We start from the raw sequence: 22,700 nt of genomic DNA on the forward strand, positions 1-22,700 counted from the left end.
CCAACGCTGGTTCTAGGTGCTGAACCTCCGGGTAAAGCGAATTGCACATCACCCCTTGTACCTCCGCCAACGCTGGTTCTAGGTGTTGAACCTCCGGGTAAAGCGAATTGCACATCACCCCTTGTACCACCACCAACGCTGGTTTTAGGTGCTGAACCTCCTGGTAAGCCAAATTGGACTTGTCCGCGAACGCCACCACCGACGCTGGTTTTGGGGGCTGCATCGTCGGGAAGTTTAAACTCCACACTAATGAGAACTTGATTGGTAACGGTTGGATTCTTTTCAGGGAAAAGACTTGCTAATGTAGCATTCCCTGTCAAAACTAATGTGCAGCTAATAGTTAAAAATAAAAATATCTTAAAATTAAACTTAATCATTGTCACCTCTTATGCTATGTTTACAACCAATTACCGACAAGAACGAAAGAAGACCAAAAATAAGGATGTTTGTATAAAGGATTAGCCATAATTTTGATTTGTGCCTGTTGCAATGCCTCAGCTTTGTTTAGTTTTGAATTACTCAATTGGTGATAAAATTCTTTCATCAAAGAGGAAGTAGACTCGTCACTCACTGACCACAAACTAGCCAGGGTGCTTTTAGCGCCAGAACGCAAAGCAAATCCAGCTAAACCTAATGTTGCACGATTATCGCCTACGGCTGTTTGACAAGCACTCATTACTAATAATTCAATGGGTTCTACGTTTCTTTGACTTCTATTTTTAAATAAAAGGTCAAAATCTTGAATAGAAATGCGATCGCCCCAGGTCAACAAAAAGGTTTCTTCTGGGTTAGAACTAAATTGACCGTGAGTAGCAAGGTGAACTATGGGGAAAGATTTATTGGCGATCGCCGCTTTTAAGCTATCTCTGTTAAACTTTTTATCTAGCAACACTTTGGCATTAAGTCCTGTTGTGACTTCTTTAATTTCTTCTGTCACTCCTGGTAAGGAATTGAAGCCTTGGCGTGCTTCCGTCAATCCAGCCGCTAACACGCTCAGTTTTTGGCGTTGCAGTCCTTGAGGAAATAGTTGTAATCCAGGACTGAGGGCGACACTATAATTTTCAATTAAATACTTTTTCCCATCATACAGAACACCCATTGGTAAGTTTCGCAACAAAGTATCTGGAATGAAAACTAAAGTTTTGATATTACTTTTGGTGAGTGTTGCTTGAGCAGGTGCAACCAGCCAGTTATAAATTTCTTGGGAGAGTCGCAAACGCTCGTTACTGGGATAACCAGGGGATAGGGAAGAATAAAGTTGTTTTAAGGTCGCTTCTATTTGCTGTTTTGGTAGTTGGGTGCTGTAGTGACGCAGAGGTTGATTAGGAACTGAAAGAATGACTTCCAGGCGATCGCTTAAAATAATTGGATAAATAACGGCTGCGTGTAAGTCAATTTTTTCTAAAACTACAGGATTGGTATTATCTAAACAAGCATCCCGAAAAAAGTTATCCAGTTCCGCTAGTTGCAAAGCTTCCATCACTTGCAGAGCTTGTTTAAGGTTACTCTGATTATCTTTTTGCAACAACAAGCTGACGTAATCTCGATAAATTGTTTCAACACTTTCTTTAAAATTAAACTGTACATCCCGGTTAATTGCCACTAAATCACTACGTAGAGATTGCAAGTTATTAAAAGCAATCTCATAAGCAGCGATCGCATTATTATTATCTCCTTGTCGTTTGGCAATTATACCCAACTGTCCCGCCGCACGAGCTACTAAATCTGTAGCGTTAATTTCTTGAGCTATTGTTAGTGCTTGTTGTGTCAAAGTTGTCGCATCTGCCAACTGGTTGTTTTCTTGGTAGAGTTTACCTAGTTGGTTAAGGGAGTAAGCTTCGGCTCTCGGATCTTTGATTTCTTTGGCTTGTTGAATAGCTGTTGCTAACAAATGGGCAATTTTGACAGCGTTGGTTTCTAAAACGGCTTGTTTACCATCTCCTGCTGTCTCTAAATCCATCAAACTTTCTGCAAAGTTAATGTTGGCGTAAATAGCCGGACGACTAAGAGGAAGTTTAGCAAGGTTGGTTTCGATTTCTGGAATTAATGCTTGTGCTGATTCGCCATTTTGTACTTTAACTAACAAGCTCAATTGATTTAATTGTGCTTCTAATTTAGCCTGTGCATCTGAAGCTAAATTAACTGCTTCTTGGTAATATGTCCAAGCAACATCATATTCTTGTAAGTCTCTGGCGACATTACCAATACTAAATAAAACTGCACTCACATCAGTTGGAGAGTTGAATTGTTTACTAATTTCCCAACTTTTATCGAGAATTGTTTTAGATTGCTTTAAATCACCAACAGTTTGCAGAGCAATGCCTAAACTTCTCAATCCTTGAGCCTTTAAGAGATTGTCTGGTTGATTTTGCAATTCTGTCACTAGTTCTTCTAACAAAGTTTTGGCACGGCGATATTGTCCCAATACTTGCAAACCTTGTGCATGATTAATTTGGCTGATGAGTTTACCTGTTTTATCACCTGTGCGCTCATAAGTGACTGCTGCTTGTTTCCAAGTATCTATAGCCGTGTCAGCTTGTCCTTGCAGAAGTTGAAGAGTTCCTTGTGTATTTAATGCCTGCGCTAATAATAAACTGCTTTTAGTATTGGAATTTTTTACGCTTTTTATAATATTCATACTTTTAGCGATCGCAGTTTGTGCCTGGGGAATTTTGCCTAAATCTTTATATGCCAATCCTAAATAATTAAGCACTTGAACTTGGCTAATAGTTTCTTTTTGTGATTGATAAATTTTTAGTGCATTTTCCCAAATTCTAGCTGCTTCTGCATATTGTCCAGCTTGATAGTAATTTTTCCCTCGTTGTAATAATTCTGAGGAGTTTGATAGTTGCTGAACTACCTGATTTGAACCTGACAGTTTAGCTTGATTAGCAACAGCAGGAATAATCTTGATAACTAAGAACAAACTTAATATTACGGAAGCAGCAAAAACCCATAAAACATTAATTTTCTTCTTTAAGAAGAAACAAATTTTTTTCTTATTTAAATGGTTATACCTCTTTGTCCTATATATTTTTTTCATATTAATTGTATATTTTTTATATTAATAGGACTTACGCATTGACAGGAAATACCAAATATGTGGTGTGGATTTCAGGTATTAAACCTTGATTTATCGACACTTTTTAGGCGATCGCTATTTATCAAAGGATGATTAATAAAAGCCTGAAACGACGCATTTACGTTAATGCACAAGATAATAAATTTGTACAGTGCGTAAGTCCTAATTAAAAATAAAATAAACCGTTTAAGTATTCTACAGGTAAAAATCATGAGTTATTGAAACCTTATAAATCGCTACAATTAGAACGTTTTGACAATAAACTCTCTTGAGGCAAAGATGCTACTAATTCTACTTTTCCTTGGGCATTAATTCTCAAGCTTGTGGCTTCGACAATTTGTTGTCTTGTTGGAGGAATTGCAGAAGAACTATTTACTTGATTACTGTTTTGTGTAGTTGTAAAATCTCGCGTATCCGACAAGATAGTTTGACCACGAATGGTTGCTGTAGGGTCTGTTGGTAAACCTCCCCTACCTGTGATAGTAAAAGAATTACCTTCTGTGGATGCACAACTAGGAGTAACTATTTTATTATTGCGATCGCTCTCTGGGTTTGGTACTCCTATCAAAGCCGAACTCGGAGCTGCATCCTGTTTATTAATTGATTCAAGGCTAGAAAAATCTAACACAGGACTAGGAACTTCTGGTGGAGGACTAGGAACTTCTGGTGGAGGACTAGGAACTTCTGGTGGAGGACTAGGAACTTCCGGTGGAGGATTAGGAACTTCCGGTGGAGGACTAGGAACTTCCGGTGGAGGATTAGGAACTTCCGGTGGAGGATTAGGAACTTCTACTTGTTTGGCGCTAGAAGTAATATTGCTGAGAGGAGTTAGTATATTAGAAAACCCGATTCCTTGAATATCTCTGGTAGTAATATTAATATTGCCACCACTACCTAAGAACGCATTAGCTGTAATATCACTGTCTTCTTCGGGAACAGCAAACAGTAAATCTGTGTTGATAGTGATGTTAGCACCATTTCCGCCTGTAGTTTCATTACCTGCGATCGCCAAAATACTACTTCCACGGCGTAATGATAACGAATCTGTTAACTGGAGATTAATATTACCGCCTTCAGTGCTGACTGTTTTTGTGGAAATTAGAGCTTGATTATCGAGGGTTAATTTGTTTCCTTGGATCTCAATGCTGCCACCAATACCACTACCTTCGCTAACGGTGGAAATAGCAGCACCATCCCGAATCTCAACTTGTTGAGATTCGACGAAGATATTACCGTTGTTACCGCTAGAACCCAAACTTGTATTAGCAAATAAACCCGTATTTGCACCAGACAAGAGAACTCTGTTTGTAGCTTTGAGTACTATATTTCCAACATTTCCTAAACCTTCTGTTTGAGAAAATATCTGACTATTATTAGTAGCAACAAAGGAGCTAGTATTAATTTCTATATCACCAGCTTTCCCTGCACCTATACTCTGGCTTCCTATATTTGAGTTATTTAATAAAATTGAATCAGCATTAATAATGATATTACTATCATTATTACCATTACTTGTAGTGAATAATTTAGCTTGGTTAGCTTCTAAAGAATTAGTAGTAATGATCAGCTTTCCATCTGTCCTTGTTATACTTCTCCCCAAGGAAACTAATGGTGCGTTTAGCGTTACATCACCGCCTTGTCCAGCACCAAAGGAAAAACTACCAATAAATGACTCTCTAAGTGGAGCTTGTTCTTGAATAATTGCAGATTTACTGTTGAGAGTAATGTTACCTCCATCTGTACCAAAAGAAATAATTCGTGATGATGGTGGCATGACAATATCATCCTGAGCTAAAAGTGTGATATCTCCACCAGGTTTTAAGAATGGAAATGTAGAATAATCAATTCCCAAACTCGTCAGAAATTGGGGAGTAATAATTTTCCCCCGTGAATCAATGATAATGTTTCCTGTCTTTGCACCCCTACCAAATGTGCTTAGTGCAAAGTTAACTCTAATATCACCCGATAGAGAAGAATTAGGTTGATACTGATTGGTTAAAAAAACCAGTCCTCCCGAATTGATAATTTGATTGATAGTGATATCTGCGCTTGTTGGTTTAGCATCTGTGTTAGGAGTAGGTGAAAAAGCATTGATTACTCCTCTGATTCCAGTTGGCTGAAAATTAGTAGTTCCAGCCCTAATATCAATAGTAGGTTGAGCGCTGCCATTAATCAGAACTTGGGTTAATCCATCGGAAAGAGTAACTGTTTCGTTAATAAAGTTAGTTGCATCGGGACGGTTCACGTTAATATTATTAATTCTTACACTTCCACCTGCAAAAATGTGAATGGAAGCTCCTGTATAACTATTAAAACTAACATCTCCACTTGAACGGATAATCGGGTCATTCAAGCTAAATAAATCTCCTTCTTGCCCGTTAATTTGTTCGAGGCTAAAATTACCACCACTAAAAAATTGAGCGTCCCCACTAATCGGATTGGCTGAACGGAAAACCATATTTTCACCAGAAAAGAAGCCACTGGAGGGATCGTTTAAGGCAAAAAGATCTATCTTATTTCCTTCAGCTAACAGTTGCTGTTTAGCTGAGGCAATGAAAGGGTAATTTAGGTTGTCCCGCACTTTTAGAGTATTACTAGCTTGCAAGGTTAAATTACTACCTGCTTGCAATTGCCCTTGTAAGTCAAGATTTGTACCAACTAAAGTCAAGTTTTGTCCAACTGATAAATTACCACTATTAGCGATCGCACCTTGGGGCGCTAACCAACTCTCTAACCCCGGAGGAACATTGACAGTTAATAACGGGGGTGCTTTGGGATCTTGAGTAGTAAATTGCTCACTGTTGTTAAAAATAAGGGCATTACTGGTGCTAGCAAAGAAAGAACCAGAGATATCCAAACGGGCATTTTTGCCGAAAATTATACCGTTAGGATTGATTAAGTAGAGATTTGCATTTCCTAATACTCCCAGTGTACCGAAGATATTAGAAGCCTGTTTTCCTGTAACTCTACCCAGAATATTTTCGACTCCAGAAGGATTAGAAAAATAAACTCGTTGCTGATTACCAACATTGAAATCTTGAAAACTGTGAAACAGGTTACTACCTCGAATTGCTCCGCCATCTATGCGATCAATGTGACCTTTAGTACTTTGGACATTCAGTATAAGAACAGAGTGTTCGACTTTCAAGCTGTCATCGACGACTATCTGAGCTACAGCAGTTGTTGTTGAACTTAGAATATAGGCGATCGCCGTACTGCTTGTTAAAATTTTCATCAGCATAGTAGCCCTATCAGTTTCCTCTGTTTCAGCAACACCTGAATTCTTCTTCCACTTAAGGTCAAGAATTTTGAACTTTGATTAATTTACGTTTAAGTAGATATACACATTCCAGCCCATTCATAGCTATGGACAGAAATCTACTAAGTAAAGCTATTTTTTACCTAAAATTAAAGATTTTCGTAGGTAAGTCTGATTATCCTTCACTTTAGTTAAAAATAGCACTATTAATAAAAAATTTACATAATTCCCCTTACTTCTTTATAAAAACTTTAATTTGGTTGGTTTGATGTTGTGATTTATATGCATGAAGAAACTGTTTGAACTTAAAAATTTTCCATTTTTTAAGACTTGTTATTAAAAAAAAAATTCCAGATACTTAAGTGATATGATCATCAGCCCAGTGAATCATATTATTTCTACAACAACTTTAGTTACAATATTTAATTTTATTTGTGTCAAATTTAGGAGTACGATTAATTTGGTTTAAGACCTTGAAAAAACTACACAAACAGGGTGCTTTTTTGATTTGCTATAGTAACAATATTATTTTATCAGCGATTACAAAAAATAAATATTGTATGGCAAATGATGAAAGCTTTGCCAACAGTTTCAGCGGAAATAATTCATAGGTATTTATAAAAATATTACAATCATGAAGTTGAATTTAACTAAACACATTGAAGATATCCAATTACTACATGTAGAACGATATCTGCCAGAAAAAATAAGAACTTACATTGAAGAAAATTACTATGCCAAAGTTCAGCAGCAAGCAGAGTTAGATTATGCTGCTAGAGATGAAAATTTTCTAGCAAATCCCCTTCAGCACGTCGCACTTTATTCGGATCATGGTGTTGTTCATGTCAGAGATGTTGCTCGTAATATCTTAGTTGTGCTGGAAGCCATTCATGGAGTTCTCATTCCCAAAAGAGAGCCTCTATGGTTTGATTTTATGAAAGGTTATGGAATCATACTTGTCTATAACCATGATATGGGAATGCTTGATTTTTCGCCATTTGGCCGGGCGATGCACCCAGAATTTGTTACTCAAGAAGTATTTAGTTCTGCTTTTGATCAGGTAATTGATACAATTTGGACTGAAAATTGTGGCAATGTTTCTTGGCGTTTAATTAACTTAGCTGATAAAGGAGCATTGACAGAAGACCCTCAACTTGTGTTACGTGAAATGGTTTCATTGGGTGTTGCTCATAGTAAAAGCAAAGTTCCTATTGAGGTATTGAATAATCCTCAAAAATTCAGAGATTTAATGAGAGAAATTGCTGCGGTTAATTTGCATCACCTTTATCACCAACAACAAGTAAGTAAAGCCGAAAATAAATTATCTCAGGCGAAAAAATCTCCCCAACAACAGCTTAAAATTGAAAAATTAGAAATAGCCTTACAGCAAACTAAAGCTACTCAAGCAGAATTTATTAACCAGGGAATTAGCCCCCATAACGAACGTATTGATAGATATTATACTGACTTTGAAAAACAAGCATTTTCCTGGCTGGTTTGCGAGCATCCAGAGGTACAAGCTTTAATTGCTGATGTGGGTGACACAATCCGTGCTTTGCGAGCAGCAGATGCTTTGCGACAGAGAGGTACAGTTTACAAAACATCAGGAGGTTATCAGATTTTTGTTGACCAAAATACAGCTAAGGCAATTTATGCTTTGCAAAAAGGCAGTGGTGAACTATTTTTATTAGAAGCAGCAAACCCCCTCAATGCTGGAGAAGCAAACATTGCCAGTAGTGAATTGACTGCTAAAGGTGATATAAGAATATCTTTCAATCGAGGTTCATTTACCAACCAAGATGCTGCACAACGGGCAGCTTACTATTTAGCTGTTGTAATTGACGATATTCAACGCGATATTATCGATACCTTTCACAGATCGCCTCATGACAATGATGTGATTAAGAAAAGCGAAAACATTGAAATTTTATTAGAAAATACTGACGACAACCTAGATTTTGCCGAAACTGTCCAAGCAGAATTAAAAAAAATCGCGCCAGAAATAGGGTTGAAGAGTAGAGTTGTTCCCTCACTCAAAAATATTGACCCAGAAGAGCGCGATCGCTATTTGAGTGCCAAAGAGCTAGATTGGTCACTGGAACAGAAACAAAAAATTCTGTTGAGAGTTTCTCAATCGGGTCATAAAATTCACAATATTGATCCACACAAAGCTTTTACTGATGTGTACTTATCTACTCTTGAAGCAAGTGAAACATTGATCCAAGCAGGATCGCCTCCTGGTTTTGTTTATATTCCTATGGGTATAGGACTTGTAAGTAACCCATTAGGCGGGTATCAACCCCAATCTGTAAAACCTTGGATTCCCTTAGGTAATATCCGGGTTATTCGTGGAGATCAGCAGGAAGCAACCATTACGGCACAAGAGAAACTTGAACTTCTGATCATTCCTAAAGAGACTTACCTGAAATATTGGCACAACACCTACAATGCAGAAGAATTTTCGCAACAAATCGTGCGTATTTACGCCGAAGATAATTTGCGAGAGTTAGAGCAAATTTTTAACATTCTCCGCCAAGTTGCCCTAATTGATAAAAATCTGCATGACACTGAAGTTGACTTCATTCAACAAATGCTGGATTCTTACCGAATTAAATATTCCACTGAAGAACTTCGAGAAAAGTTATTAACTGGTGAAGATAGCGATTTTGTTAGTTTACGGCAAAGCGTACTAGATTATCTCTCGTTAGAGCCGCCATATTTTCAGGTAGGAAGACTACGAGATTTATTGAATTTACTAGTAAAAGTTGACAAAAATATTACAGCAGAAGAATCGCTGATTATGTCAGAGTTAAATAATTTACTGGACAGTTATCTAGCAGATGAAACCTTTTCAAAGCAGTACAAGGTCTTGATTATTCCCACTAATTCTGAGCAAAATGAGGGGATTAGAACAATATTTCCCACTGCCCCAAAAGTTGAAAATCCTTGGGGAAAAGCTTATCTATGCGGTTCGTTCTACTCGAAAGAATACGCCAATATGATTTTGCAGAGATATCGCAATTTGAATTTCTACGCCATTCTAGAAGAAGAGGAATATTCAGCATGACAATCCTTCAAAATCAGCCCATGCCAGTGATTATAGATACGGATGGTGGTGTTGATGATGCCTTGGCATTGATTATGGCATTGAACTCACCACAATTAGACCTGAAAGCAATTACAGTTTTAGCTGGTAATATTCATGTAGATCAAGCTGCAAATAATGTATTGCGGGTACTAAGTATTGTTGCACCCAATACCTTACCAATTGTTGCTAAAGGCTGTGAAAAACCTCTGGTTAAACCGCCCTTTAATGCTGCGGGGATTCATGGTGCAGATGGGCTAGGCGAATTAGATCAATTTAAAGCCGCAGATGGTACAGCCAGCTATCCTCAATTAACCATCGAACTATCTACAGAAAATGCTATTGATGTCATTCTCTCAGCAGCCAAAGAGTACGGCGATCGCCTCAATATTATTGCTTTAGGGCCACTAACGAATCTAGCAACGGCAATTCAAAAAGATGCCGCAACGATGAAACAAATAGGGCGGATTATCATCATGGGTGGGGCTGTCACCGTACCTGGAAATATTACGGCGGCGGCTGAATTTAACTTTTTTGTAGATCCTCATGCTGCTCAAATCGTCATGGAGTCAGGGATTCCCTTAACATTGGTGGGTTTAGATGTAGCCATGAAAGCCCCTCTCCCCCGCCAAGTTGTGGAAGAAAATTTACAGCGTCGTCCTACAAAAGTTACCCAGTTTATTGCTGATTGTACTGGAATTTATATGGCTTTCTATCGCGATCATGAAGGTTTTCACGGTTGTTATTTACACGATCCTTTGGCAATGGCAGTTGCTATTGATCCGAGTTTAGTTACTACTGAATCACTTTATATGGTTGTGGAAACTGAAGGACGATTTACCACTGGTTTGTCGCTAGCAGATAGGCGCGATCGCCGGGATGATAAAAGCAATCCACCTAATGTAGAATCCTGCTTAGATGTTGATACCAAAAGGTTTTTAAAGTTGTTTGATCAACTTGTCTGCTCATAAAGATATAAAAATATCGCTCGTTAATTATTAAATAATAATTCCGAAATAGCCAATTTCTCGATCTAATATCATTAATTGCCAGATGTAGGACTCCTATTTGATTTTTGAACAAATTAAGTACCAATCGAAAAGGCTTATTTCCTACTCCCCACTCCCTATTCCCAGCCTACGCAAGTTAGTTCAATAATCAAAGCGGATCACTATGGTTGAGCAAAATTCCCTGAACACATCAAATAATGAAACATTACCGCTTCATGAACTGATGGCAAGAATTTTAGTTGCAGAGGAAACTTCCTCTCGGCAAATCTTACCTTTCATGGGAACCATGCAATGGCTTAACGATTACCTTACCCCTCAATCCTTTGCGGATTTTGTTAATACAATTCTCCGGGGTATTGGACAAGTAATTTTTGTTAATAATCCCCTGAGTGGGCTATTAATTTTAGTTGCTATTTTGCTACAATCCCCTTGGATGGCACTAATGGCACTACTAGGCGTTATCGCTTCAACCTTAACGGCGATCGCCTTAAAAATCAACCCTGATGTTATTCGTAACGGAATCTTTGGCTTTCAAGGAACTCTCGTGGGTTTAGCTCTAGCAACCTTTGGCTCATTGGCTAATGGGAATGGGGCATGGAATCCTTTATGGGCGATCGCTGTGATTATCTTAGCAGCCCTCACCACAGTATTAATGAATACCTTCGGGGGATGGTTTACCACTCATTTCAAAGTATCTATCCTGGGTATTCCCTTTCATATTGTTACCCAAGTTTTTTTATATCTAGTATTACTGATTCCTCAGCCCTACTTTCATTGGGGATTTGGCATTTTTTCTGTCTCTGCATCGGCATCTAAAACATTAGATTGGTTGAAGATTTTAGCATCTTTTCCTATTAGCTTTAGTCAAGTTTTCTTCGTTTCAAATCAGAATTTAGCTATCTTAGTTTTCCTAGCTGTAGCACTCTGTACACCCATCGGTGCAGGCGTTGGTTTACTAGGCTGTTTAACTAGCGCGATCGCCGCTTTAGTTATGGGAATTGACCCAGAAAAAATTTACACTGGGTTTTGGGGATTTAACTCTGTACTGACAGCGATCGCCATTGGAGGAATGTTTTATGCACCTAATTTTCGTAGTATCCTCATTGCCGGATTTTCCGTCTTAATCTGCACTCTTTGTACCCAATTACTAAGTCTTCTATTCAGTCCTTTGGGAATACCATTTTTAGCATTACCGTTTTGTCTAGTAACTATTGGTTGTTTTTTGGTAGTGCAGCATTCTCTCCCTTCTCTTGTTCCTGTTGCTCTTTATACTATTACTAGTCCAGAAGAACATCGTCTGCGCTACTTGACAGCCAAGAATGTAATTTTTAATTTTCGTCGGCAGCTAGAATCAGCTATACAAGGAACTCACCATCGTTTTTTGTTTCATACTGCTGATCCATCGCTTAAAGGCAATCTGCGTTATATCTTTGATGCCATCGATCAGGATCATAACGGGACACTATCAGTTCAAGAGTTCGTTACCCATTTACATAAAGCCAATGCAACCATATCTGAAGCAGAATTAGCGTATCTCTTTTCTAGAATGGATATTGACAAAAGTGGTGAGATTGATTTTGAAGAATTTGGTGAACTCATGTTGCGACATCGCCGTTTGATGTCAAAGTATCAAGAATTTATCACCTATTTTCTGCCTATTGATACTGATGAAGATGAATCTATCAGTATTGAAGAAATGAATGTTGCCTTATCTAGTGTTGGTGAATGCCCGTTATCACAAGATGAGATAATTTTTTTACAAACAAAAACTGGAGGAAACCCTTTGAGTTGGCATCGGTTTATTGAAGTATTACTTGTGTGCTAATCGATCCTGTGATTTGTGTGCTAGTTCCGCTTTTTGCCAAGCTTACTTCTTTGCGACGTATTCATGCCGTTTCTACAGGTTTCTACAGGCTTTAAACTCTCGTAAACGGGCAACGGTATTGATCCTTCAAAGGCTTTTTATTACTTTTTCAGCAAGCCCTACTTAACACAATCCTATTCGCATTCCTGTAGTTGCAGCTTCTGTGCGGTTTATTACCCCTAATTTATTGAGTACCTGGCTGACATGATGTCTAATGGTAGAAGGACTCAGTTTCATTCGTTGAGCGATCGCTTCATTACTCAATCCTAAAGCCAACAGTGCTAATACCTCTTGCTGTCGCTTGCTCAATTCATACAGAGATTGAGATGATTGTTTGTGTGGTTGCAACAATGCCTGAACAACTTCTTCAGTCAACATAGAACGACCCATCGCTGCGGCTCGTATGGTATTTGCTAACTCATCAATGGAGACACCCTTAAGCAGATAGCCAATAGCTCCGGCTTGTATTGCTTGCTGTACTAAATCATTTTCAAAAAAACTGGTCAAAATTAACACTTGAATTTTTGGGTATTTTTTGCGAACGGCTTTTGTGGTTTCTGCCCCATTCATCCCCACCATCATCAAGTCCATCAGCACTACATCTGGCTGCAACTGTTCGCACAACCGTATCGCCTCATCTCCGCTACGCGCTTCTCCCACTAATTCAATGTCATCAAAGGCGAGCAAGAGAAATTTGATACCTCCTCGCAGAATTTCGTGATCATCAACAGTCATGACACGAACTGGTGTGGTTAGTATATTTTGAGACATATATATTTTCTTATGTATCAGAATTATTTCTCTTACGTTATTCTTTCATTCTCAGTTTTTATACTTGATTTTTCTTAATTTTTAATTAATAGATGTGTAATATTATGTCACAATGATGGTGTTTATAGTAAATCAACAGTAATTTAACTTAGTATTCACCCTCAGTTAATTTGTTACCTGACTATCATTGCAACTCAGGACAATCTCAGTCCCCTGTCCTAGAGAACTTTCTAAATGGAAAGTAGCACCAATTGAATCAGCCCGTTCTTTCATAATTGTCATCCCTAAATGACCAGATGGTATATTGTTGGGATCAAAACCACAGCCATTGTCGCTAATACGCAAAACTATTTTTTGTGAGTTACCGTAGAGACTGACGGATACTTGCGTTGCCTGAGCATATTTAACGATGTTATTGAGTGCTTCTTGAGTAACTCTATAAAAAACAAGCTTTACCTCATTAGTTAAAGGCCGATCGCCTTCTACAATTGTTGTTATGTGTAAATTTGCCCGTCCAGAAATGGCCTTGGTTAATTGCTGTAGTAATTCACCTAATGGTTTCTCTGCCAAACCGCTAGGACGCAACTCAATTAGTAAATTCCGCATTTCTGCTAATGCTCCTTGTGTGAGTTGGGCAAGTTCCTCTAATCCCTGTTGGGCTATTTCTGGGTTGCGTTGCCAAACTCTCGGCATAGCTTCGGCAGTTGTGGCTACAGTAAACAATGTCTGCGATAATGAATCGTGTAAGTCACGAGCAAGACAATTTCGTTCCAATTCCACAGCTATTTTTCGTAACCGTTCGCTTTCTAGCAATTGTTCGCGGAGTTTCACCGCTTGGATTAAGTCTTTGGATAAGCTTAAACTCATAATTACGATGAAGGACAAAAATCCAAACTCAACCAAGTAGACAAATTGGATCTTTCCTAAATCTACTAGGCGATCGTGTTGCACAGCTGCTATCAAAATCGCTAAACTCAAACCTAAAGTAAGTGCTGCTTGCTTCTCACCGCGCCGATATTGAAGGTAACAAGCAGAAAAACAGTAAATAGTATTACTAGTTAAAGCTAATAATTGAAACCTGAATAAGGGATTGAGTGTAGCTTCTGGCTGATAAATAGATTCGCCCCAAGGCAAAGAAACGCTTGATAGGCTACTGATATGAGAGTAGAGAATCCCTGTAGGGGAAATTTGGTTGATTAATAGACTAATGATATATAAGCTATTTAGTCCCAAAATTAAACGTATTGGTTTGATGTTAGTATATAAAGACATAAACCAAACAGTAGTAATCCCGAAAATATAGCCCACAGAAGTTACCAATTTTTTGGCATTTATATAATCATCTATATTTATGGCTTGATATTGAGCTATCAGAGCCAAAACATAACCAAAAACTATCAAGCTGCTTAACCCAAAGAAAAAGTGCAGCAAAGGTTTTAATCGTCCACAGGCAATTAGCAAGTGTAAAAGACCAACATATAAGCTAATGCCAGCAACTATACCGAAAATGGTTGTAATTAGAGTCATTAATTAATTATATAAACAATTTGTATCCAGCAATAAATAAGTAATATTAATTGGATACATAGATTATCTATTTATCGGTATTCCTGACAAAGGATATAAATCTTAGTTACGCTCTGTTCTATAAAAAACATTTACCCACTTTCATAAATTGGCTATGTGCTTTTTTTCAAGGTCAGAAAATACAGAAGCGTAGACTTATTAGCGGCTTGTCCTAAAACATTGCCATATCATTAATTTCGCCACAGCAAAATTCTCACACGATGAATAAGTATAAGTACCAGTTATATAGGACAAAGATCCTAGTCAAAACTTGGATCTTTGTCCGATGTGGTGATTGGGGCAATCGCTGTACAATCCATTACGTCAATGATTTAAGCAATATTTAGGCGATCGCCTTGCTTCTGTGGTCAAAAGGCACAGGTGTAGAAGTTTGTGCGCCTATATAGTTCAGTAGAAATCCTGCATTGAGTAAAGATGTTATATCGCAATATCTCTACACAATGTTTAGTTGATAACACTTACAAATTAACTAAATCTGTGTAATCAATTAACAAGCAAACAAAAGTTAACTCAAAAGATACAAAACTATGAAGAAATTATTTTCAAGATTAACCCTAACAACAGCTACAGCTTTAACCGTTGCAATCACTGGAGGAGCAATAATCGGTAACTCCGTTTTAGGAGAGACATCTATTGACTTAGCGAAGTTACGTAGCGCTGCTGTGTCTAAACACAACACTTATCGAGCCACGCATAATAGCCCTAACCTCACTATCAGTGATTCCTTGAATACCAGCGCTCAAGCTTGGGCTGAGAACATTGCCAGTACTGGGCAGTTTGAGTTTGAACACAGTACCAATCGCAACAATGTGGGAGAGAACATATACGCCTCTTACAGTTCGGCGAGCACCGTAGACCCAACTACCCTTGGCAATGGAGCAGTTGAAGACTGGTACAGCGAAATTAAAGATTATAAGTACGAGAGTCCAGGGTTTTCTGGCAACACCGGGCATTTTACTCAGGTGGTCTGGAAGGGCAGTACCAAATTAGGCTGTGGTGCAGCACAAGGCACTGCAACAATTGAAGGTAAGGAATATAACGCTTCCTATGTGGTTTGTCAGTATAGTCCCGCAGGTAATGGGGAAGGGGAGTTTCCTGATAACGTGCTGAAACCATAGTGGTCTGTCAAGTTTAAATTCATCCAAGTTCGTAGTAAGGACTTTAGTCCTTATTTTCTAAGCACTAAAGTCCTTACTACAAACCCTCAAAACATCTGAATTTGTAGCGTGCGTTATGGAGATACAGCACATCTTGCTCTCATTTATCACACTGCATTAGCCAGAAGCATAACGCGCCTTACAAATAACTGCTCATCTAAGACTTAAGCACTTTACACTCTTTTGGAGAATTTATGACTAACTCAGCTTCATTTGACCCAGCCGTTAACTATGGGGTGGCACCTAATCCCCTTACCGTAACAGTTGGGGACTTCAACGGTGATGGCTTCTCTGACCTAGTGACCTCAAGTAACGGTTCCACTAACGTCTCAGTGCTATTGGGCAATGGGGATGGCAGTTTTGGCACAGCCACTAACTTTAATGCCTTACAACCACCATCATCTGTGGCAGTTGGGGACTTTAACCGCGATGGCTTCTCTGACCTAGTGACCGCAAACTCTGGTGGTTCCAACCTCTCGTTGCTGTTGGGCAATGGGAATGGCAGCTTTGGTGCAGCCAGTAGCATTAATGTAGGCGCTGGTGCTGGCTATGTGGCAATTGGAGATTTCAACCGCGATGGCTTTTTTGACCTAGTGACCTCAAACTTTATTTCCAACAACCTCTCAGTGTTGTTAGGCAATGGGGATGGCAGCTTTGGTGCAGCCACTAACTTTGCGGTGGTTAATCTTCCCCAACATGTAGCAATTGGGGACTTTAATGGTGATGGCTTCTCTGACTTGGTAGCCCCAAACTTTAATCCCAATAATGTCTCAGTGCTATTGGGCACCTTACCAATCTTCATGGAGTAGAGGCGTTGGCGTAGCCCACCGTAGGTATGATATCTTCTGGCCAGTCTGCTGTTTGTACATTAGTTAAGCTTATAGGCTCTTGAGGCTATTCTCTATTCATAATTAACACTTATATAGGTCATTGATCCTAGTTAAAAATAGGACAAATATACGATGCGTTCACCAAGGCAATCCGTGTAAAATCGATTATCTCTTAAAAAGCACATTGCTTAGGGTTAGAAATAGGAATGATTTAGGCGATCGCCTTGCTTTTGGAGTGAGAAAAGTCTATTTTCTCAAAAACAGCAAAATCTTACTTTAAGTCACATGAGAGATAGCAAAAATTTATGTCTACATTTTCAACTTGGATAAAGCTTCTGAGTTATAGAGCAATACATCAGCCTGACAAAATAGCTTATATTTTTCTTCAAGAAGGTGAAAAAGAAACATTTAGACTGTCTTATCAAGAGTTAGATACACTGTCACGGGCGATCGCTTCCCAGTTACAATCTTTAGAATTAACGGGTGAACGAGCTTTATTACTTTATCCACCAGGATTAGAATTTATCACTGCCTTCTTGGGATGTTTATATGCTGGTGTGATAGCTGTACCAGCTTATCCACCCCGACCGAATCAGAAAATGACAAGGTTATCTGCGATCGTATCCGATGCTTCAGCAAAGGTCGCACTCACAACTAATTCTCTATTAAAGGATATCCAGCGTAGCTTTGGCCAAGACTCAGAATTAAACACGCTGCACACTCTAGCTACAGATAATATAGATAGCAACCAAGCCCCAAATTGGCAAAAACCGGAAGTCAACAGCGATACTTTAGCTTTTTTGCAATACACTTCTGGTTCTACAGGCACACCAAAGGGGGTGATGGTAAGTCACGACAACTTGCTGCACAATTGCGAGTATATGAAGCAAGCATTTGTCTTAACACCAGAGAGTGTGTCTGTTTCATGGCTACCTAGCTTCCATGATATGGGGCTGATTTTTGGGATTCTCGAACCCTTGTACACAGGAGTGCCAGTCATCTTGATGTCACCGACAGCCTTTGTGCAACAACCCATTCGTTGGCTACAGGCAATTTCACATTATAAAGCGACTCATTCTGGTGGTCCGAACTTTGCCTATGAACTGTGCATCAACAGGATTACACAGGAGCAATTAGCAACCCTCGATCTCAGCACTTGGCATTTTGCCTACAATGGTGCAGAACCCGTCCGCCGCCATACCTTAGAACGATTTGCCGAAAAATTCCAGCCTTGTGGTTTCCGTTCTAAGTCTTTATATCCCTGTTATGGCATGGCTGAAGCAACCTTGATGATTTCAGGGGGACTAGGTGAAGCAGAACCAGTTTACTGTACTATTAAAGCCGATGAATTAGCACAAAATCAAATTGTAGAAGCATCATCGAATACCCAAAATGTTAGGCAGTTGGTAGGGTGTGGACGTGAATGGCTTGATACCAAAATCGTCATTGCTGACCCAGAATCGCTCACACAATGCCTGCCCAATCAAGTCGGGGAAATTTGGACATCAGGACGTAGTGTAACTCAGGGTTATTGGCAGCGACCAGAGCAGACAGAGGAAACCTTTAAGGCACAATTACGAGACACTAAAGAACAACTGTTTCTACGTACTGGGGATTTGGGATTTTTAAAGGATGGTGAGTTGTTTATCACTGGGCGACTCAAAGATGTAATTATTATTAGAGGTCGCAACCATTATCCCCAAGACATTGAACTGACGGTTCAGCAGAGTCACTCAGCTTTAAGACCTGATTGTGGTGCTGCATTTGCTGTGGAAGTCGAGGGAGAAGAAAGACTAGTTGTAGTTCAAGAATTGCATCGCAATTACCTGCGGGAACTGAATGTTGATGAGGTAGTTGAAGCAATCTGTGAAGCCGTATCAGAACAACATGAATTACAAGTTTATGCGGTGTTATTGCTGAAAACAGCGAGTATTTTAAAGACATCCAGTGGTAAGATTCAACGTCATGCTTGCAAAAATGGATTTTTGACGGGAAATTTGAATGTTGTAGGAGAGTGGCGACAAAATCTTAATGAAAATAGACCCCATCTCTTACCTGATAAGAATAATATCCATGAGCATAGCTTTTCCCCAAAAGCAACTCAAACTAAAGAAGCCATACAAGCTTGGCTAGTTGCTAATTTATCAGATTTGCTCAAAGTTAATCCCCAAGAAATAGATGTACAGAAATCTTTGGCTCGTTATGGTCTAGATTCTTTAGCAATAGTGAATCTTGCGGGTGAACTAGAGCAATGGCTAGGATATAAACTTTCTAGTACCTTGGTCTATGAGCATCCTAGCATCGTAGCCTTGGCGAACTACTTAGCTAACGCAGACGTTGCTAATTTCGAGCTACCTACTTGTTTAATTCCCCTCCAGCAAAATGGCACAAAACTACCTTTATTTTGCGTTCATCCACTTGGCGGAGTAGTCTTTCCCTATTATGAATTAGCGCGTCTTATTGATTCAGATCAACCATTTTACGCGTTGCAATCAGTAGGAATTGATGGACGAGAACAACCACTAAATAAAATCGAAGATATGGCAACTCGCTATATTCAGGCTTTGCGTGTGGTTCAGCCGAACGGCCCATACTTTTTAACAGGTTGGTCTTTTGGTGCTTACGTTGCTCTAGAAATGGCCACTCAGCTAGAACAGCAAGGACAACAGGTAGCCAAAGTAATTTTGCTAGACACGCCACCGCTTTCTGCTGACAAAACTACTAACTTCATCAATCTATTAAGATTTTTTCTGACTTCATCATTACAACATAGCTGGCCATATATCTACGATTATTTTTATCTCTATTTTGTTGGAGATAAAACTCAGCAATCAATGGATTTTTGGCATCTGATTAGTCTGATAAATCCAGAGTCAATCGCTAAGGTAGTCAAACATGAATCGAGGCTGATGAAGTTTCGCCAACCAGTATTACAGAGGGTTATGCACATTCTTCAAGCTAACAGTGAAGCTTTAATTAATTACAAACCAAAGTCATACCCTGGTAGAATTACTCTATTCTGTACTAACTCTCAATTTGGCAGTCATGATCAAGAACCTACTAAAGGCTGGCTCGATTTAGCGTCACAAGGATTAGAGATTTATCAAATTCCCGGTCATCACTTCAATTTATTAAGATCACCTCATGTTGAAGTATTAGCCCAGAAGCTAACGGCTTGTATTGACGAAGTGCAAAATTAAGTAGCAAAAATTTTTGTTGCTCCCATCCTTTAAATAGCAAGTAACTGTCATCATGGTCAAGAAAATATGAAAAATACAAGTGTACCCCAGAAATTACAAACTGGTTTTAGCTTTGATGAAGCTATATTAATGGCCAAGTTTTGCAAACAAATTTATCAAATTTTTCAGCAAGATGATGGGTCTGTTGATGATACTGAAATTGAAGGCATTTATAACTCAGTTCATGGTAGTCAAGGCTGGGAATTTGCTCACAGCATTCGCAACGATGAAACAAATGTTCGTGGTTTTATCTTAAAAAAAAAGGATGCTCATCAATATGCTGTGGTTTTCCGGGGTTCCATTCTAACTGACCGGGGTAGTTTTGAACTTACAGACATTGCTACTGATATAAAATGGGATTTAGTTAAATATGCTAGTATGACCGATCCCAGGATTAAAGTTGTCCAAGGATTATTTTTAGCGTTTGAGTCAGTTGCAGATGAAATAAAGCTCTTCTTTAAAACTTTAGCTGGTCAGTTAAAACCAAGAGATTTCCAGCAAGTGAACCAGCTGAGTGCCGAAAGACAATTGGCTTGCATAACAGCGATCGCTAATGCTGGCACAATTAGACTAGGAACTGATTTTGAGCAACAAGTCAAGACACTAATCAAAGAAGCATTATCAGATGGCGAAATTGGCAATGATGAAGAACTCGACAACATTTTAGCCGTTGAACAAGAAGCCTTATTACAACTAGAAGCTGTTACTGAACCTTTAGAAGTCTACGTAACAGGTCATAGTTTGGGAGGAGGATTAGCCCACTTATGTGCCTTATCTTTGCGGCGACACATTAAAGATTCATATCTAACGACAAAAGTATATTCTATTGCCGCACCGAAAGTTGGTAATGATTCCTTCGCCAAATACTACAACCAGCAAATAAGTGAAGGGATGAGCTATCGGATAGAAAACTGGTTTGACCCCGTACCTAACTTACCTTTACCTGTACCATTCCCTTTAAATATGTTTGCAGGTAATGGTCTGAGAATTGGGGATCTTTATTTAGGTAACTGTGTCCCTGTTGGGGAAGCGCATGGAGTGATTGGTTTGGGTTCTCAAAGCGTCTCCCTTGATTTTGGCGGTGCATTAGAATTCTTGGGTGGTATTCCTTTTCCCCACAGCTTTGATACTTATATCAACTTGTTATCAGAAGATCAAGAACGTTGGCAAGGATTTTGGCGACCGATTCAAGATATTTTAGGAGTTTTTATTAGGGGACTTCTTCAAGATCATGGAGCTGAAATTCAGGCTTATTTTCAAGAAGAAATTCAGGATTTAAAAAGAGAACTCAATGAGATTAAGAATGAAATAAAAGCCTTAAAAAACCTCTAAAAAAGAGTATGAAGAGAGAGGGCTGATGTAGTAGAGTTATAGTCTTCCAAAACAACAACTCGAAAGCCACACACAGCCCATGTTCGATATCCTAACACTGTTGCAATACTTGGATCTTTGTACGATGCGCTCACTGAGGCGATCGCTCTATGATTTTTGTATTTACACTCTTACTGAAGACCTCATGAAAACTCTACTCTTTGCTACAGCCCTCGCTACCACATCTGGATTAGTTTTTGGAACCATGCAAGCTGCTTCTGCTTTAACCTGGAAGTGGAATTATTCTGGTAATGGAATAGACGCGATGGGTACTTTCACCACTAATAATACCCCTGACGATTTGGGTTTCTACCAGATTTTGGGAATTAGAGGTACACGCAATAGCGAAACAATTACTAGTCTGCAACCCGTAGGTACTCCAATACCAGGAAACGAACCTTTCAATGTAGATAATTTAATTAGTCTTAGTAGTCAGCAGTTGACGGGTGACGGTTTTGGTTATTCCACATCACAGGGAAACTATGCTAGTCCATTTTTTGCTAGTTTCTTACCAACACCCGGTTATTTAGAAATTTTTTCTGCGCCACCGTTCATCCCAGGTTTTCAAAATCTAGGGACGGAAGATAGTGAGTTACCTATTACTTTTTTTGCAACTATAGTTAGCGTCCCTGAACCCACCTCGATCCTTAGCTTACTCACCCTTGGCGCTCTTGGTGCAACTTCTGTCTTTAAACGTAAGCAGTCATCCAAATTCACTGCCAAAAAGCTCAAAAAAGTTCTCTAAAACTCTTTATAAAAATCATCATGACTCATTCACTTTCACCGAAGAGGAGAAGGGAGTAGGGAGAAAAGGGGAAGGGTTAGAATCCTATCCCCTTCACGAATAATATAAAGTGCGTAGGCGTAGCCCGTCGTAGACATCGCACTCTTCCATCAACAAAAAAAGCAAATTATGAATCATCAAGGTCTAATTCTTTGGCTGACAGGTTTAAGTGGGGCGGGTAAAACAACCATCGCCTTATCTGTCGCCCAAAAATTGCGATCGCAGGGTTGCCGAGTAGAATTGCTTGATGGTGATGTTGTTCGCACCCATTTATCTCAAGGACTTGGATTTAGTAAACAAGATTAGAGATATCAATGTCCGGCGCATTGGTTTTGTTGCCAACTTGCTCAGTCGCAATGGGGTGATAGTGATCGTAGCTGCAATCAGTCCCTATCGAGAAATTCGAGAAGAATTGAGACAAACAACCACCAATTTTATCGAAGTTTACGTTCAAGCACCATTAGCAGTTTGTGAATCCCGCGATGTTAAGGGACTTTACGCCAAAGCCAGGACAGGACAAATCAAACATTTTACTGGTATATCTGACCCTTACGAAGAGCCTTTAAATCCAGAGATGATTTGTATTACCGATAAATTTACAGTTGAGCAATGTGTTTGCCAAGTAATTAGCTACTTAGAATGTCAACTTTAGACTACTTCT

General features: G+C 39.1%; 12 protein-coding genes and 2 pseudogenes. 9 read left to right on the forward strand and 5 right to left on the reverse strand.

Translation table 11 applies throughout. The features are described 5' to 3' along the window. The 3 genes and pseudogenes from ACM0OS_RS19395 to ACM0OS_RS19405 form a co-directional block, all read right to left on the reverse strand. A pseudogene (locus tag ACM0OS_RS19395) lies at positions 1-377 on the reverse strand (hypothetical protein); the annotation flags it as partial. Positions 378-397: 20 nt separating this feature from the next. After that, entirely contained in the window at positions 398-2,926 is a 2,529-nt protein-coding gene (locus ACM0OS_RS19400) for a CHAT domain-containing protein (RefSeq protein ID WP_414544837.1), read from the reverse strand. 382 nt (positions 2,927-3,308) lie between these two features. After that, the gene (locus ACM0OS_RS19405; protein WP_414544838.1) at positions 3,309-6,317 is read right to left on the reverse strand and encodes a filamentous hemagglutinin N-terminal domain-containing protein; all 3,009 of its coding nucleotides are present in this window, start codon (positions 6,315-6,317) and stop codon (positions 3,309-3,311) included. Between the two features lie 658 nt (positions 6,318-6,975). Between ACM0OS_RS19405 and ACM0OS_RS19410 the strand changes: the two genes are divergently transcribed. From ACM0OS_RS19410 to ACM0OS_RS19420, 3 genes are all read left to right on the forward strand, one after another. Continuing rightward, entirely contained in the window at positions 6,976-9,408 is a 2,433-nt protein-coding gene (locus ACM0OS_RS19410; RefSeq protein ID WP_414544839.1) for a hypothetical protein, read from the forward strand. Next, positions 9,405-10,397 carry a nucleoside hydrolase gene (locus ACM0OS_RS19415; protein WP_414544840.1) on the forward strand — a complete coding sequence of 331 codons (993 nt, stop codon included), beginning with the start codon at positions 9,405-9,407 and terminating at the stop codon, positions 10,395-10,397. The genes ACM0OS_RS19410 and ACM0OS_RS19415 overlap by 4 nt, the downstream gene beginning before the upstream one ends. Before the next feature lie 202 nt (positions 10,398-10,599). Beyond that, complete coding sequence (locus ACM0OS_RS19420; RefSeq protein ID WP_414544841.1) at positions 10,600-12,261, forward strand: urea transporter; 1,662 nt, start codon at positions 10,600-10,602, stop codon at positions 12,259-12,261. 162 nt (positions 12,262-12,423) lie between these two features. Here the strand turns inward: ACM0OS_RS19420 and ACM0OS_RS19425 are convergent, their stop codons facing one another. Together ACM0OS_RS19425 and ACM0OS_RS19430 are read right to left on the reverse strand one after the other, a co-directional pair. Next, positions 12,424-13,071, reverse strand: a complete 648-nt coding sequence (locus tag ACM0OS_RS19425) for a response regulator (protein ID WP_414544842.1) — start codon at positions 13,069-13,071, stop codon at positions 12,424-12,426. A 165-nt stretch (positions 13,072-13,236) separates the two neighbouring features. Then, positions 13,237-14,598, reverse strand: coding sequence for a histidine kinase (locus tag ACM0OS_RS19430; RefSeq protein WP_414544843.1), 1,362 nt, complete (start codon positions 14,596-14,598; stop codon positions 13,237-13,239). Between the two features lie 587 nt (positions 14,599-15,185). On the opposite strand from ACM0OS_RS19430, the gene ACM0OS_RS19435 reads away from it, so the two are divergent. The 6 genes and pseudogenes from ACM0OS_RS19435 to cysC all read left to right on the forward strand — a co-directional run bounded on the left by ACM0OS_RS19435 (position 15,186) and on the right by cysC (position 22,691). Next, positions 15,186-15,776, forward strand: a complete 591-nt coding sequence (locus ACM0OS_RS19435) for a CAP family protein (protein ID WP_414544844.1) — start codon at positions 15,186-15,188, stop codon at positions 15,774-15,776. Between the two features lie 233 nt (positions 15,777-16,009). Then, positions 16,010-16,624: an FG-GAP repeat domain-containing protein gene (locus ACM0OS_RS19440; RefSeq protein ID WP_414544845.1), complete on the forward strand. Its 615-nt coding sequence runs from the start codon at positions 16,010-16,012 to the stop codon at positions 16,622-16,624. 326 nt (positions 16,625-16,950) lie between these two features. Continuing rightward, positions 16,951-19,845, forward strand: a complete 2,895-nt coding sequence (locus tag ACM0OS_RS19445; protein ID WP_414544846.1) for an AMP-binding protein — start codon at positions 16,951-16,953, stop codon at positions 19,843-19,845. Between the two features lie 66 nt (positions 19,846-19,911). After that, a complete protein-coding gene (locus tag ACM0OS_RS19450) occupies positions 19,912-21,216 on the forward strand; it encodes a lipase family protein (RefSeq protein WP_414544847.1) in 1,305 nt (434 codons plus the stop codon). Between the two features lie 184 nt (positions 21,217-21,400). After that, entirely contained in the window at positions 21,401-22,000 is a 600-nt protein-coding gene (locus ACM0OS_RS19455; protein ID WP_414544848.1) for a PEP-CTERM sorting domain-containing protein, read from the forward strand. A gap of 168 nt (positions 22,001-22,168) precedes the next feature. After that, positions 22,169-22,691: pseudogene (gene cysC / locus ACM0OS_RS19460) on the forward strand (adenylyl-sulfate kinase). The last annotated feature ends 9 nt before the right edge of the window (positions 22,692-22,700 follow it).

Origin of the sequence: Nostoc sp. CCY0012, from assembly GCF_963920855.1 — a bacterium.
Classification (GTDB): domain Bacteria; phylum Cyanobacteriota; class Cyanobacteriia; order Cyanobacteriales; family Nostocaceae; genus Cyanocohniella.